A 14,739-nucleotide genomic window follows, 5' to 3' on the forward strand; every position below is an offset into this window, starting at 1 on the left:
CATCGTTAGATTCAAGTTCAGGTAGCATTGTGATTGCTGCAACGATGTTTTACATCGTTAGATTCAAGTTGAGGCAACATTGTGATTGCTGCAAMGATGTTTTTCATCGTTAGGAGGGGGATTGGGAGTATAACGGCTCATAAAAGGTTGATGGAACGATGTTTTTCATTGTTGCAAGGGAGCTCAATCTTCGTTCCAACGCTGCAACGATACTTTTCATCGTTGTGTTACAGGTCGGTAAACACGGCGTGCACTGTTTATCGTGTTCAGCCTAACTCACAGACATCTTCGACTACTTTTTGGACAACCACCACTTAATAAAGGGGCTGTCCAAAAAGTCATATTCGGGAAAATCAGCTCTCACTTTGTGAATTACGCATTTTGCCTACTACTACCATTGGATTAATCCAGTGGTAGTAGAGATTTGGCGACCTAAAAGTCAATTCCATTGGATTATTCCAATAGAATCATGAATTTCATAGCCTGAGAGTAGATTCATTGGAAAAATCCAATGGAAGAATGAATTTCGTTCTGCATACCGATTGGAATGTCCCAGAAGGTAATACGGCTTAAGGGGCTGTCCCCAAGTAGATTTCTACTTTTGGGACAGCCCCTTACAAAGTCCAATCTATTCGTTATTCCTACTTACTCCGTACCTCAAAGATGGCAAACTTCAAGTAATGTCCCTCGTCTACACCGAGGATGCGAGGATGGTCCATGCCCGCCTCACGGAACTCGATTAAACGTAGAATTTTACCTGCGTCAGTCGCCGCCGCGTGAATAGTCTCTAGGAATAACTCAGGGTGCATGTGATACGAACAACTCGCTGTTACCAAGTATCCGCCTTCGTTCACTAGCTTCATACCGTGCAAGTTAATATCTTTGTAGCCGCGGCAGGCGCCTTCCACGGCGCTCTTCGTTTTTGCGAAAGCAGGAGGATCAAGAATGACTACATCCCAAGTCCGTCCACCTTCTGCAACCGGCTTCGACGTATCCACTTTAGCTTTACCGCTGCCCGCATTGGCACGAACTTTACGCTCGTCCAATCCCTTGACTTGAGTACGCAAGTATTCGAAAGCATCTGCGACCACAAACTCTACGCGTTCTTCAAAACCGTTCAACGCAACGTTCGTCCGCGCACTTTCAATCGCATGCTCCGAAATATCGAGGCAGGTTACTTTTTTCGCACCAAATTTACAGGCATTTAACGTGAAGCTCCCCGTATGCGAGAAACATTCCAGCACCGAAGCGCCGTCCCAATATGGAAAGGAAACGATTTTGCCATTCGCATTCACAGGGAGTGTCTGGCTCACGCCATCCTCCTCAACCTCTTTCAATTCAATTCCGCTGCGATGGCCCCATCCTGTCATTAGGGGAGCGATGGCTGCGCGATTCTCTCTTTGGTCAAAGAAATAACCGGTTTTCTGACCTTCTTCAATGTCAACGCGAATGCGCAGGCCATTTTCTAAGATGTCAACATGCTTGGGACACTCGCCATACCGTAAGCCCTTGGTCTGTTTCAACCCTTCCAGCTCACGAATCGAAACATCACTGCGTTCAAATATGCCTGTGGGCTTCACAACCTGAACTAATGCGGCAACAATTTGTTCTCTGCAGCGATCCATTCCCATGGTGAGAATCTGAACAACCAGCGTATCCTCAAATTTATCTACAATGAGACCCGGCAAAAAGTCGGCTTCCCCATAAACCAAGCGATAAGATTGCGCATCTTTCACAAAGCGCTTGCGATGCTGCAAGCATCGCGTAAACCGTTCAACAAAAAATTCTGTTGTCATCGCTTCAAGCGGTTTATAGGATACGATCCGGACCGTAATTTGGGAAGCCTCGTTATAATAACCCGTTGCTAGGTATTGGCCGAGATGCGTTTGAACAGGAATTAGCTGTCCTGGTTCGATCTCACCATCTACACGATCGATTTCACTTTTGTATACCCATGGGTGTCCTTGCTCCAAACGAGGTTTGCGTTTCTTATGTAAAAATACTGCTGCCATTATGCTTTTAGCCGTCCTTTTTTGTGAAACCGTTCACTCTCATCAGCTTGCTTGTCATGCTTGTCTGTACGGTCACATATATTGGTTGAAAAATGATTAGCACGCTCGCGAAGGAGATCTGCTGCAATGATAACTACTACCATCGTACTGCCTGTATTAACAGGCTTAGCTCTATTTCTGTTCGGTATGAAGCTGATGGAAACCGCGCTTCAGCGGTGGGCAGGCCCCCGCCTCCAGCTGTGGCTGGAGCGGTTTACCCGCACGCCGGTACGTGGCCTCGCCACCGGCACTGTACTCACGGCGGCGCTCCAAAGCAGCACCGCCATTACCGTAATCGCCATCGGCCTCGTCGGCGCTGGCGTACTGACCTTCCCGAGAACGCTCGGCGTCATTCTCGGCACGAACATCGGCACGTGCCTCACCACCGAGCTGATCGGGCTCAGCCTCGGAGGCATCGGCCTGCCGGTGCTGCTCGCGAGCGCCGCCGTCTGGCTGGCGAGCTGGTTCGCCGGGCCGCTGCCGCAGGGCAGGGCCCCATCTGTTATCGCCACGCAGCCACTAGCGGCGACAACCGGCTCGCCCGCCACCATCGGCGGACGCAGCTGGCTGCGCAGCGTCCGCTACGGCTCGCTTGCGGTCAGCGGCTTCTCTCTCGTGCTGCTCGGCATCGAGATCATGCAAACCATCGGGCCTGCCCTTCAGTCCCGAGGTCTGTTCGCCTGGTTCGTGCTCCAGGCGCAGCATAGTCTGCTGTGGGGCGTCATCGCCGGCGCCGCGGTCACCGCGCTTGTCCACAGCAGCGCAGCCGTCATTGCGATGGCGATGGGCCTCGCAGCCGTTCAAGGCATTCCCGTCGAGCTAGGCGTAGCGATTACCATCGGTGCCAATGTCGGCACCTGTGTGACCGCACTGATCGCCGGGATGAGCAGTTCCCGCGCCGGGCGATACGTCGCCTGGTCGCATATCCTCCTCAATGTCGGAGGCGCAGTCCTATTCTACCCCTTCATCCATCAGCTCGTGAGCCTTTCAGCTCTTCTTGCTAGTGATGCATCCGAACAAATTGCCCGTTCCCAAACGATATTCAATATTGTGTGTTCCTTACTCGCCTTGCCGTTATGCTATCTTAATATGTGGAAGCGTCTTGAGTTCCGCTCACAATAGCAACACCTGAGCTTGTCCCTAATCTTGTAGCCCCTGCTTCAATCATAGCAATCGCAGTTTGCAAGTCTCTAACGCCACCCGATGCTTTCACGCCAATCGTGTCGGATACGTTTTGGCGCATTAAACGAACGTCTTCCACCGTAGCCCCGCCCGGACCAAAGCCAGTAGATGTTTTAACAAAATGAGCGCCAGCTTCTTCAGAAAGTCGGCAAGCAGCTGCTTTTTGCTCATCATTTAGGAAACCCGTTTCCATAATTACTTTAACAATCGCTTTGCCTTTTACAGCGTCCACAACTTGTTTAATGTCCGAACGAACAGCGTCATATTGCCCTTCAAGCAATAAACCGATCGGCAATACTGTGTCAATTTCAGCAGCCCCATTTTCTACAGCCTTAGCCGCTTCAAATGCTTTCACTTCGCTCAAGCTTGCGCCAAGCGGGAAGCCAACAACAGCAGCAACCTTTACACCCGTTCCTTCTAGTGCTTTACTTGCTGTTCCAACAAACTGGGAGTTTACACAAACACTAAAAAATTGATGCTTCGCAGCTTCCTCACACAATTTGTGGATCGCGGCTGTGCTCGCATCTTGCTTTAATAACGTATGGTCAATGTATTTTGCAATTTCCTTAGCGCTCAAAGTACTCATTTGATGCACCTCATCGTTTTTATTTTTGATACCATTCCCTATTTAAACCCTTTAATGAGAAAACCTCTAGCGTAGTCATTCAAGATGAGCAACTACGTTTAGAGGTAGGTTTTATAGCCTTAAGAGAAACGCATTACAAATTCACAACATTAGCCGCTTCTAAAACACGAACCAACTGTCCCTTACTTTCATTAACTCCGGCTTCCGTTACCTTAACGCGGCAAACTTGGCCAATCATATCTTCGGAGCCTTGGAACACAAGCTGCACATAATTATCGGAGTAACCCATGTACAATCCGCTGTCAGGAGCGCCTTTGTAAGCACGTTCTGGAATGACTTCCAGGACTTCACCTACAAATTTCTGCGCATAAGCAAGCTGCATTTTCTCGGAAAGATCGATGAGCTCGTGTACACGGGCATTTTTGATTTCCTCATCCACTTGGTCTTCCATCCGCGCAGCAGGAGTACCTGTCCGTTTGGAGTAAGGGAATACGTGCATTTCGGAGAATTTCATTTGCTCCATAAACTTGTAGCCGTCGCGGAACATTTCCTCGGTTTCACCTGGGAAACCTACAATAACGTCCGTCGTTATCGCAACATCTGGCATGATTTCATGAAGACGTTCGATTTTACGAGCGAATTCCGCTGTTGTATATTTTCTGCGCATCCGTGCGAGAACTTGATCATCGCCAGCTTGCAGCGGGATATGCAGATGACGGCACATTTTGTCCGAAGACTTCAGAACTTCAATGACTTCATCTGTAATTTGGCTAGCTTCGATTGAGGAGATTCGAATTCGTTTCAATCCTTCAACCTTGTCCAAATCCCAAAGCAGCTTCGCTAAGCTGTAGTCTTCAATATCTTCGCCATATCCACCAGTGTGAATACCCGTCAATACGATTTCTTGATAACCTGCAGCCACAAGCTGCTCAGCTTGTGCAATAACGCTTTGCGGTTCACGGCTGCGCATCAAACCGCGTGACCACGGAATAATGCAGAAGGTGCAGAAGTTATTGCAGCCTTCTTGGATTTTAAGGAAAGCTCTTGTCCGATCGGCAAAATCAGGCACATCAAGTTCCTCGAACTGACGTGTTTTCATAATGTTGCGCACGGCATTGATCGGCTGACGATCCTGCTCAAATTGTTTCACAAGCGGAATAATTTTCTCCCGATCCTGTGTTCCGATCACCATATCCACACCTGGAATAGCCATGATTTCAGCTGGTGAAGTCTGCGCGTAACAACCAGTTACGGCAACAATCGCCTCAGGATTACGACGAATCGCACGACGAATCATTTGGCGGCTCTTCTTATCCCCTGTATTCGTAACGGTACATGTATTAATGACATACACATCTGCCGTATTCTCGAAATCAACCTGTTCGTAACCCTCATTTTTGAATAGCTGCCAAATGGCCTCTGTATCATAGAAATTTACTTTACAACCTAATGTATGAAACGCTACCGTTGCCATAACGCTTATCCTCCCATCTCTCCGGTTTCATAGAAAAGGCACGTAAGACCTACCATTGCGGCAGTCTCCGTGCGTAAAATGCGCGCACCCAGTGATACGGAAGCGAAACCAGCCTCTTCGGCCTGCTTAATTTCCTGTTCCGTAAAACCACCTTCAGGGCCAACCGCAATCAGCACTTGTTTCCCTGGTCCCAATTTACCGGCAGCTTGCGCTTCCTGAATAGCAGGCTTTAATTGCTGACCATCTTCCTTCTCATAACAAATCCAAGCGACATCCGCTTCCTTCGCACGCTGCAGCAGCTGCTTCCAGGAATAAACAGATTCCACTTGCGGCACACGATTCCGATGAGCCTGCTCTGCCGCTTCTTTGGCGATCTTCTGCCAACGTTCGGTGCGCTTTGCTTCTTTCTTTGCATCGTACTGCACAATCGTGCGCTCTGATAAAAAAGGAAGAAACCGGGCTGCCCCGATCTCGGTCCCTTTTTGAATAATGAGTTCCATCTTATCGCCTTTGGGCAAGCTCTGTGCAATCCACACCCGAACAGCCGCTTCAGCATCCATAGGCAGCTCTTCCACGATCTCCGCGGTCGCATGCCCTTTATCCAGCTCCGAAATGCGAGCGAGCACTTCACGGTCTACGCCATTACTGCAAATAATCTTATCTCCAATATCTGCTCGCATGACTCGAATTAGATGATGTGCGTCGTCTCCCTCAATGGTGACTGTATGTGTAGCTTCGTGAAACTGTCCAGCCGGGAGAAAATAACGCTGCATAGTCTAAGCCCCTCTATCTTCATTCATTTCGTTATTGAAGTGAAACTTCCACTCACGATCATACCTTTTTTGGTCATGGAAATCTACAATGGGTTGAATTTGGAATGCTTACATCCCCAAGATCCAAGCAATCGGCGTTGAGAAAATACGGATGATGTCATTCCCCAAACTTAAGTAAGGATCTAACGTCACTTGTCGTAAAGGTCTTACAAATACAACTAGCAAGAAAATGACCGATGCCCATTGTTCAAACTTCTGCAGCGACTCCGTGTATCTCAGATCCACTAAATCTTGAATAATTCGATAACCATCTAATGGCGGAATTGGTATTAAATTGAATAGGAACAAGGTTAGATTCGTATTGATCATTAATTTCAAGAAGATAAGGATCGCGCTTGCGCTCCCCTTAGACATACCTTCTAACCAACCGTATTTCTGGAATAAAGCAAATACAAATAAACTGATAAAGGCAAGAATCAAGTTGCTTAGAGGCCCTGCTGCGGTCACAATGATCCCCATCAAGCGTGGGCTTTTAAAATTCCCGCGGTTCACAGGAACAGGCTTCGCCCAACCAAAGCCAGCAATCAACAGCATAATCGTACCGAACAGATCAAGGTGAACCATTGGATTTAAAGAAACTCTGCCGAACTGATAAGCCGTAGAGTCTCCTAATTTATAGGCGCTATACGCATGAGCAAATTCATGAATGGTAAAAGAAAGAACGAGGACTAGAATAACAAACGGCAATGTACTCCAGTCATAAAACAATAATCCTCCCATGTATGGACACCTACAGCTTTCTAGCTACAATCACAACCCAATTCGAATCATAGTTTTTCTCTACGATCGTAAATTTGGCTGCAATTAGTGCTTTTTCGACATCAGCTTCTTTGTTTGTAATAATCCCCGAGGTGATATAATAACCACCTTGCTGCAAGACTTCATACACATCATCTACGAAAAGAACAATGACTTCAGCCAAAATATTTGCAACTACCAACTGTACAGGAATAGAAACACCCAGCTTCGCAGCGCCTTCAGTCTCGCTTTCTTTCAGTACTCCAAGTAAATCACTAAGTTTGACAGTAATCTTATCTTCGAGCTGATTCTGTTTTGTATTATCAAGTGCACTCGTCACAGCTACCGGATCCAAGTCAACTGCTAGCACATGTTTCGCGCCAAGCTTTGCAGCAGCGATGGATAGAATACCGGAACCCGTTCCAACATCAATGACATCGTCCCCAGGCTGGAGCACCTTCTCCAGCGTTTTCAAACAAAGAGACGTTGTCGCATGCGTACCTGTACCGAAAGCCATCCCCGGATCAAGCTCCAAGATCAATTCATCAGGCGAAGCCGTATACTCTTCCCATGTTGGTTTAATCGTCAAACGGTCAGACACACGAATAGGTTTAAAATATTGCTTCCAAGCATGCGCCCAATCCTCATCGTCTACTTCTACTAATTCAAATGTTGGATTTCCAGTGTCAATATCGAACTCTTTAAGCTGCTCGACAGATTCCTTCAGGTTAGCCATGATCGGCTCCATATCAGTGCCATGATAGAAGTAGCCTTTAATAACGGCTCTTCCTTCTGGGATATCGTTAAAAGGTGTTTCGTACAATTGACCAAACGAGGTATCTCTCTCTTTGTTTAAGGTCCCTGATTCTTCAATGGAAACGCCCCCGGCGCCCAGTTCATGAACAAAGTTCGTAATCATTTCTATTGCTTCTTCTGTCGTATGTACAGTTAATTCCTGCCAAAGCATCGGTATTGCTCCTCCTGTCGGTTATCACTTACAAATAAACCAAGCCGTAATCGGCTGTTTGGGCTATTTTCACATTGATTATTGTACTACACTTCGCTTCTTGGGTAAAATGGCGCCCAACATGTAAGCGCTCTAAAATATTTTATTTCCTAACAACTTCCTAATACCTTCATGATAAATTGAGAAAGTAGACAGCATCAAGTCAGCCATAATTCATACGTAGAACGGAGTTTCCCTATGCTCAAAACACTTTTTTTGTTTATTGTTATCCTCGCGCTTGCGCTGACAGCTCCATTCACTACAACTACATTACTTGCTGACAACTATAGCCAGGTCACCGCTCACCGAGGCAGTTCCGCTGCTGCGCCCGAGAATACTCTAAGTGCATTCCGCCAAGCGATCTCAGACAAAGCGGGTTATGCTGAACTTGACGTCCAGGAAACTTCTGACGGAGTCGTCATGGTTATGCACGATGACAATGCCCTCCGTACAACGGGAATTAATAAAAACATGTGGGAAGTCACCTCTTCGAAGCTACTAGAGGCAAGCGCAGGCAGTTGGTTTAGCCCGGAATTCCAGAATGAGCGCGTGCCAACACTGGATGAAGTCATAGGATTAGCCAAAGGCCATTTAAAGCTAAATATAGAAATGAAAAATAACGGCCACGGTAAGCTGCTCGCAGAAAAAACAGTCGATCTTATTCAATCACACGGTTTCGAGAAGGAATGCACGGTGACTTCATTTGATGACAAGCTGCTTCATACCGTGAAAAAGCTTAATCCCCAGATCAAGACTGGCCTTATCGTGGGGCAAAAAACGGAAACCATTGAAACCATCATGGAGAATTCTGATTTCGATGTTATTTCTGCAGCCTATCCCCTCGTAACTGAATCATTCATGAAGCTTGCCGTGACACATCAGAAGGAAGTCTATGTATGGACGGTCAATCAACCGGCGATCATGAAGCAGATGCTTGCACTCGGTGTCTCCAGCATTATAACGGATCATCCAGACCAACTTGTTGAAATCATGAGTGGGCCATAAGCACTTTCCTATATAAAAAAAGCATCTGTTCATAAAGGCATTAGCCTTTTGATCAGATGCTTTTTATGCTTACATAGTTCCGCCAGCGCTTTGAATGACACGTACAGCCTGCTCATAGATAGAATCGTCGATGACGACAGCTAACACAGTGTCAATTCCCGTTACACCGCCGCCTCCGCCGTCACTCAAACCGCTTGCCGCTGGGTCGGCTGCAATCAAGATACCTTCATCCGGCGTAGACACATCCGCGGCCTGGGTTAACCTCCCCAAGCTGCCGAAATCGCCTGCATAAGGATTCATCACGGATTGGTACCCGCTGCCTGCATATTTGCCAAATCGATCTACCTGAACGTCAATCGCACGCAGTGCTTTCAGCTTGGAAGCTGCTCCCTCTGCTTGCTCCGGTGAATGAAAATAGGCGAGAATATTTTTCTCAGCCATTACTGTTCTTCCTGTCTGTAATCCGCCGATTGCGCTCTCTCAGCCGCCTCGAAATCATCGGCATCAGCTACTTCTGCCGCAAACTCAACATCCTCGTTTTTGACGATAGGAAGCTGGTTGGCACTTTGCTGCTTCTGCTTTTTGTTCTCACTCATGTTTGAACCTCCCTGAATCGGTATAAGTAAACCAATTTTATTGTCCCAAAGAGATTCATTTTTATGCAATGAAAGACTTATCTATTATTCCGTCACTTTGAGAATTGTAATTAAACCACCCATTTCGCCATTCGCCATTTCACCGGCATTCATCGTGTGGTCCAAAATATGACAATGGAACATCCAACTACCTATGGTATCGGCGGTCAATGCAATATCATAGGTCTCACCCGGGCCTATAAGCACAGTATTCATCGTTTGTGGTTCCTTAACAGGATGACCATCCTTCGCAATCACTTTAAAATCCATGCCGTGAAGATGCATCGTATGAACCTCCATCGTATCAATATTGGCCATACGGATACGGACTGTTTCTCCTTTTTTCACTATAATTGACGGTGTATCGGGATAGCTTCGACCATTAATCGTGTAATAGTCCTGATCTTCCTCATCCGAAGTGTTAACGTGGAAACCGCTAAGCATCATCGTATAATCATGGTCGTATTTGGTTTCCGATGAGCTGCTCTTAGGGTCAATAATAAATGCGCCATAAAGACCGTTACCTATCTGCTTCATATCATCATAGTGGGAATGGTACATGAAAGTCCCTGGATGACTTGCAACAAATTCATATGTATAGTTATCTCCTACTTGTACGGTTTCCTGTGTTAAGCCTGGAACACCGTCCATCCCATTTGGAAGATGCAGACCATGCCAGTGTATAGCCGTCCGCTCAGGTAGTTTGTTGTCCAGCTTAATCCGAACACGATCACCTTCTGTAACTCGTATGACTGGACCAGGTGCTTGGCCATTAAACATCCATGCGTTTGTGACAACCCCTTTGACTGGCGACCATGGGCCGATTTCAGCCGTCAAATGAAATTCCTTCGCACCGTCTGCCGCAATCACGGGCACCATTCCAATCCCATGAAATGCGTTATCAACTTGCTCTTGTTCTTTTTCAAACTGTGCCGTCGCAGATGAAATGATCTGTACCTTACTCAGCGCCTTATTCCACTTGACTTGAACATGGAAGGCTTTCTCAATGGTATCAGTCGAAACGAGCAAAGAGCCATTCATTCGGATAGGATCCATATCTGCCTGATACAGTACACCATCCAGGACGATTGGCGTTGGATGCATCATCATATTACCCATATCACCCATAGATTGATGTTCTTGATGGGCCGAGTGGTCCATGGAATTCGAATTATTTTCAGGATAAAATGCGCTATTGATTAGTACGGCTTGATGCTCGGCATCCCATCGAACCTCTGACCCCAGAATTTCTCCAATGCTGCGCAGCGGAAGCATCAGTTCGGACATATCACTGCTGATCATCGCGCTTCCTTCCACCATCCTGCCATCAACCATTACTTTTACAGAACCTTCTCCATCTTCCTCATGCATTTCACCGCCATGTGCAGAAGAAAGTATAGGGGAGACCTGCACCATCAATGCAAATAATGCTGCTAAGAGACCCATTTTTTTCATTGACATGATAGAATTTACCTCCTAATAAAATGAAGAGACCATGGGTGCAATGCACACCACAATGATCTCCTCCAAGATTTGTTAAAATTAATGAGTCAAGAAACTGTTCAAAACAGAAGTAGACATCATCGTTTTTTCGTTCTCAATGCGCGCTGCGTATGGCAATTGAACGGATTGACCATCAACAATAGCCGAAGTATCGTTAATTTTCACTACCAGGGAATGACTGCCTTTGATCACTGTAACGCTACGATCCGCTTCATTCCATTTTACCGTTGCGCCGTTAGCCTCCGCCATATCACGAAGAGCAGATAGCGATTTATCCGTCGACATCCACTCCAGCATTTGACCTGAAGTCGGGATTCCACTAACATAGCCAACTACCCCAGCACGCTTATTGTCATAAGTTTTATTAATAACTGCATCAACTTGGCCTTTCAACGGTTCCGGCAAAATCATTTCATCTCCGGGATGCTGCATATTGCTCATGACATAGCTGAAGCCATTCAAGTTATCTACCACTTGCAGCCCAGTAGCTTCTCCACCAGCTGGAATGGAAAGAATACGAGAAAGCTTTTTCGTATCTACGTTATAAGCCCAAGTGAAGTTATTCGCATGCATGCCGCTGTCTTCGCCAATAAACAAAGTTCTTAGCTCATCTGAGTAAGACAGATTATCAGGGTTCGCAACTAGATCCTCAACGGCCGTATTGCCTTTGTTATCAGCTTTTGCCAAGTCTTGACCAACAATTAGCCCCTTCATCATAGAAGGAACGTAGTCACTGTTGATTGGCTGCTTGCTGCGATCTATTTGTCCCCCTTTCATATCAAGCTCATAAGTTACGCCAGCTCTGATTTTTTTGACTTGGATATCGTCTGTAGGATCAGCAGCCTTCGTATCTTTTTCCATGGATTTCTCAACATAAGACATCGCTACATAAACTTTATTATCCTTGGCGTTAACTGCAACGCCTTCCATTTTGTTGAACTCAGCTGTCGCTCCGACAACTGCTCCATATCGACGAGACTCAAGGAAAGCAGCTGCCTTCTCCATACCCGGCTTCACTTTTAGCCATTCCACTTTACCGCTTGGATACGATTTGATTTTTGTAAATCCTGCTGTATCTTTGTCTGCTGTTTCGAAAATATCGCTAAATTTCAAACCTTTGTCTACATAACTTTTTACTTCAGCATCCGTCGCATGACCAAGCGGAATCCATTGAAGATTTGCGGATCCACCATTCTCGTCACTTGTTTGGATCCATTTAGCAGCATACAGCGTTCCAGCAGACAGGTCTTTCGCTTTGTCCGCAACATAGAGGAACAACATCGTATTTCCACCATCATCACCGAAGAAGACGGTTTTCATGTCAGGTGCAACACGGCCAAGTTCGTGTGAGAAACGACCCATACTATAATGCTTTACTACAGTAGATGTGTTATCTGCAAGGACAGTAACTTCAGGAATATAACCGTTAGCATAAGGATTTCCTACTTTTTTATCATCTTGATAGAACGATCTAACAAATGAATTTACATATGTTTGTGTAGGATCCGCTTCAAAAGCACGTGCATCGGCTTCATACTCTTCACTGCTTAAGTGTGTATTCCACGGTGTTAAAGAACCGTTACATGGAATCCACAAACCGTCTACGCCACTAAAATCCACTTTTTTCAAATCGATAGCCGCGAGTTCACCCGTTGTTTTATTTTGATCTAACGTAGTTAGTGACATCGACGCAGGAACCATTCCATAAGCTGACTTTCCAGCATTATTTAAAGTTATATATTCATAGTGAGTAATCAAAGAGAGTGGGTTGCCGCCTTTTGCCGTCGCCTTTGCGCCATCCACTTTAAATAAGGAGTTGGAATCCGGTGCATCGGAGACAAATGGAGTTGGGCTGTTAGGGACACTTGTGTCCATGATCGGCTTTCCATTCTTATCTTGAGATACACCAGCAACGGTGCCATTAATGGATTCATCCGTTTTAAACAGTGTTTTATACGTTAAAGGGAACGATTTAACCGTACCATCTGTATATGTAACTTGAACAGAAGAGCCAGAATACATTTTCGCCATATCTTGCGGGGTAGTTGGTGCAGCCATTCCAATGAACTCAACTGATTTCACTTTGACCTCGTTAGCCGCGTAAGCCATATTCGGAAGAACACTAGGAGCTAAAAGAGCAAGTCCTAAAACTGGCATTAACATTTTGCGGGAATTAAATTGATTTTTCAAAGTAATCTACCTCTTCCTATTAAAATAATTCTATTCATTAAAAGTTTACAAGTCTTTTGTAAAGGGACTATAGGATAAATTGGCGTTTTGTGTAAAATTGACGTTTTTTTTTTGTAAAGCCCCCATTTAACAAAACAAAAAAACACTCCGTTTCATAGAGCTAGACTAAAACCAACTTTAGTCTATATCTAAAAACGAAGTGTTTTTATCCCATTTATGACTCTCTTTAATCGCCTAAGAAGGCTCTTTTCATACGCTCGAAAATGGACTGATTCTGCTCAGACGTATTTTCGCCGCTTTGTTTACCGAATTGACGGAGCAAATCCTTTTGTTCTTCGCTCAGATTCGTCGGCGTCATTACGATCACTTTCACGTGCTGATCTCCTTGACCGAATCCGCGAAGGTGAGGAACCCCTTTACCTTTTAAGCGGAAGTACGTATCGGTTTGGGTACCAGCAGGAATTTTGAGCTTAACCTTCTCAGTAAGCGTTGGAATCTCGATCTCATCACCTAATGCTGCCTGCATGAACGTTAATGGAACTTCACAATAGACGTCATTGCCTTCACGTTCGAAGAATTCATGTGTTTTCACACGAATAACGACATAAAGGTCGCCCGCAGGGCCCCCGCGAGTTCCGCCTTCACCTTCGCCGGAGACACGCAATTGCGCGCCATCATCAACACCAGCAGGAATCTTGATGTGGATGGTACGCTGTTTTTTCACTTTACCAGCGCCATGACACGTTCCGCATTTTTCTTTGATGATCTTCCCTTGGCCATTACAAACCGTACATACGCGACGGTTAACAATACGGCCAAACGCTGTATTCTGTACCACTTCCTGCTGCCCGCTGCCATGACAACCGCCGCAAGTTTCTGGCTTCGTACCTGGCTTTGCACCGGATCCGTTACACGTATCACAATTCTCAGTTCGAGGAATATGGATATCGGTTTCTTTCCCGAAAATCGCTTCTTTGAACTCAATCGTCATTGTGTATTGCAAATCGTTCCCGCGCTGCGGAGCATTCGGGTTACGACGATTTCCACCGCCGCCACCGCCAAAGAACATATCAAAAATATCCCCAAAGCCGCCGCTGAAGTCTTGGCCGCCCATACCTTGGTTAGGATCTACATGACCAAAGCGATCATATTGGGCTTTTTTCTGATCATCGCTCAAAACATCATAAGCGTCTTTCGCTTCTTTGAATTTATCTTCCGCATCTGCGGCTTTATTCACGTCAGGGTGATACTGACGTGCCATTTTACGGTAAGCCTTCTTAATATCATCTTGCGATGCATCTTTGCCTAGCCCTAGCACCTCATAATAATCACGTTTACTCATTGTTCCACTCCCATGTTCAAGACTACAAACGGAAAGTCAAAGCCACGGAGAACCCCCTGGTGGCTTTGACTATTCGTTGATTAATAAAATACAGGTTTAAAAATTGGCTTTCAGAACCGAGAAGATTGGACGAAAATCGGTGAAGGAGGAACGGAGCGTAGGCAAACCTACGTGAGTACCGGACTTCCCGATTT

Annotated in this window: 13 protein-coding genes; 2 read left to right on the plus strand and 11 right to left on the minus strand. The window is 46.0% G+C overall.

What is annotated here, in order from left to right; genetic code table 11:
- Positions 1–641: 641 nt before the first annotated feature.
- Positions 642–2,012: a class I SAM-dependent rRNA methyltransferase gene (locus ASD40_RS09870; protein ID WP_057303122.1), complete on the minus strand. Its 1,371-nt coding sequence runs from the start codon at positions 2,010–2,012 to the stop codon at positions 642–644.
- A gap of 126 nt (positions 2,013–2,138) precedes the next feature.
- Between ASD40_RS09870 and ASD40_RS09875 the strand changes: the two genes are divergently transcribed.
- Positions 2,139–3,173, plus strand: coding sequence for a Na/Pi cotransporter family protein (locus ASD40_RS09875; protein ID WP_057303123.1), 1,035 nt, complete (start codon positions 2,139–2,141; stop codon positions 3,171–3,173).
- On the opposite strand, the gene deoC is transcribed toward ASD40_RS09875, so the two are convergent.
- The 5 genes from deoC to prmA all read right to left on the minus strand — a co-directional run bounded on the left by deoC (position 3,136) and on the right by prmA (position 7,831).
- Complete coding sequence (deoC, locus tag ASD40_RS09880) at positions 3,136–3,819, minus strand: deoxyribose-phosphate aldolase (protein ID WP_057303124.1); 684 nt, start codon at positions 3,817–3,819, stop codon at positions 3,136–3,138. The genes ASD40_RS09875 and deoC overlap by 38 nt on opposite strands.
- 133 nt (positions 3,820–3,952) lie before the next feature.
- Positions 3,953–5,293, minus strand: a complete 1,341-nt coding sequence (gene mtaB / locus ASD40_RS09885) for a tRNA (N(6)-L-threonylcarbamoyladenosine(37)-C(2))-methylthiotransferase MtaB (protein ID WP_057303125.1) — start codon at positions 5,291–5,293, stop codon at positions 3,953–3,955.
- A gap of 5 nt (positions 5,294–5,298) precedes the next feature.
- Positions 5,299–6,066: a 16S rRNA (uracil(1498)-N(3))-methyltransferase gene (locus ASD40_RS09890; protein ID WP_057303126.1), complete on the minus strand. Its 768-nt coding sequence runs from the start codon at positions 6,064–6,066 to the stop codon at positions 5,299–5,301.
- 108 nt (positions 6,067–6,174) lie between these two features.
- The gene (locus tag ASD40_RS09895) at positions 6,175–6,846 is read right to left on the minus strand and encodes a site-2 protease family protein (RefSeq protein ID WP_057303127.1); all 672 of its coding nucleotides are present in this window, start codon (positions 6,844–6,846) and stop codon (positions 6,175–6,177) included.
- 10 nt (positions 6,847–6,856) lie between these two features.
- A complete protein-coding gene (gene prmA / locus ASD40_RS09900; RefSeq protein WP_057303128.1) occupies positions 6,857–7,831 on the minus strand; it encodes a 50S ribosomal protein L11 methyltransferase in 975 nt (324 codons plus the stop codon).
- A 237-nt stretch (positions 7,832–8,068) separates the two neighbouring features.
- Here prmA and ASD40_RS09905 point away from each other — a divergent pair, with 237 nt between their 5' ends.
- Positions 8,069–8,875, plus strand: coding sequence for a glycerophosphodiester phosphodiesterase (locus ASD40_RS09905; protein WP_057303129.1), 807 nt, complete (start codon positions 8,069–8,071; stop codon positions 8,873–8,875).
- A 69-nt stretch (positions 8,876–8,944) separates the two neighbouring features.
- Here the strand turns inward: ASD40_RS09905 and ASD40_RS09910 are convergent, their stop codons facing one another.
- The 5 genes from ASD40_RS09910 to dnaJ all read right to left on the minus strand — a co-directional run bounded on the left by ASD40_RS09910 (position 8,945) and on the right by dnaJ (position 14,545).
- Positions 8,945–9,316 carry a hypothetical protein gene (locus tag ASD40_RS09910; RefSeq protein ID WP_057303130.1) on the minus strand — a complete coding sequence of 124 codons (372 nt, stop codon included), beginning with the start codon at positions 9,314–9,316 and terminating at the stop codon, positions 8,945–8,947.
- Positions 9,316–9,471, minus strand: a complete 156-nt coding sequence (locus ASD40_RS36320) for a YfhD family protein (RefSeq protein WP_082562148.1) — start codon at positions 9,469–9,471, stop codon at positions 9,316–9,318. The genes ASD40_RS09910 and ASD40_RS36320 overlap by 1 nt, the downstream gene beginning before the upstream one ends.
- 84 nt (positions 9,472–9,555) lie before the next feature.
- Entirely contained in the window at positions 9,556–10,971 is a 1,416-nt protein-coding gene (locus tag ASD40_RS09915; RefSeq protein WP_057303131.1) for a multicopper oxidase domain-containing protein, read from the minus strand.
- A gap of 81 nt (positions 10,972–11,052) precedes the next feature.
- Positions 11,053–13,203: an alkaline phosphatase PhoX gene (locus ASD40_RS09920; RefSeq protein WP_235549213.1), complete on the minus strand. Its 2,151-nt coding sequence runs from the start codon at positions 13,201–13,203 to the stop codon at positions 11,053–11,055.
- Positions 13,204–13,429: 226 nt separating this feature from the next.
- The gene (dnaJ, locus tag ASD40_RS09925; protein ID WP_057303132.1) at positions 13,430–14,545 is read right to left on the minus strand and encodes a molecular chaperone DnaJ; all 1,116 of its coding nucleotides are present in this window, start codon (positions 14,543–14,545) and stop codon (positions 13,430–13,432) included.
- Positions 14,546–14,739: the final 194 nt, after the last annotated feature.

Origin of the sequence: Paenibacillus sp. Root444D2 (assembly GCF_001426375.1) — a bacterium.
Lineage (GTDB): Bacteria > Bacillota > Bacilli > Paenibacillales > NBRC-103111 > Paenibacillus_E.

What these genes read in the sequence shown, in the direction of transcription:
- ASD40_RS09870 (WP_057303122.1), bottom strand. Translation starts at nt 2,012, where the DNA reads ATGGCAGCAGTATTTTTACATAAGAAACGCAAACCTCGTTTGGAGCAA.
- ASD40_RS09875 (WP_057303123.1), top strand. Translation starts at nt 2,139, where the DNA reads ATGATAACTACTACCATCGTACTGCCTGTATTAACAGGCTTAGCTCTA.
- deoC (WP_057303124.1), bottom strand. Translation starts at nt 3,819, where the DNA reads ATGAGTACTTTGAGCGCTAAGGAAATTGCAAAATACATTGACCATACG.
- mtaB (WP_057303125.1), bottom strand. Translation starts at nt 5,293, where the DNA reads ATGGCAACGGTAGCGTTTCATACATTAGGTTGTAAAGTAAATTTCTAT.
- ASD40_RS09890 (WP_057303126.1), bottom strand. Translation starts at nt 6,066, where the DNA reads ATGCAGCGTTATTTTCTCCCGGCTGGACAGTTTCACGAAGCTACACAT.
- ASD40_RS09895 (WP_057303127.1), bottom strand. Translation starts at nt 6,846, where the DNA reads ATGGGAGGATTATTGTTTTATGACTGGAGTACATTGCCGTTTGTTATT.
- prmA (WP_057303128.1), bottom strand. Translation starts at nt 7,831, where the DNA reads ATGCTTTGGCAGGAATTAACTGTACATACGACAGAAGAAGCAATAGAA.
- ASD40_RS09905 (WP_057303129.1), top strand. Translation starts at nt 8,069, where the DNA reads ATGCTCAAAACACTTTTTTTGTTTATTGTTATCCTCGCGCTTGCGCTG.
- ASD40_RS09910 (WP_057303130.1), bottom strand. Translation starts at nt 9,316, where the DNA reads ATGGCTGAGAAAAATATTCTCGCCTATTTTCATTCACCGGAGCAAGCA.
- ASD40_RS36320 (WP_082562148.1), bottom strand. Translation starts at nt 9,471, where the DNA reads ATGAGTGAGAACAAAAAGCAGAAGCAGCAAAGTGCCAACCAGCTTCCT.
- ASD40_RS09915 (WP_057303131.1), bottom strand. Translation starts at nt 10,971, where the DNA reads ATGTCAATGAAAAAAATGGGTCTCTTAGCAGCATTATTTGCATTGATG.
- dnaJ (WP_057303132.1), bottom strand. Translation starts at nt 14,545, where the DNA reads ATGAGTAAACGTGATTATTATGAGGTGCTAGGGCTAGGCAAAGATGCA.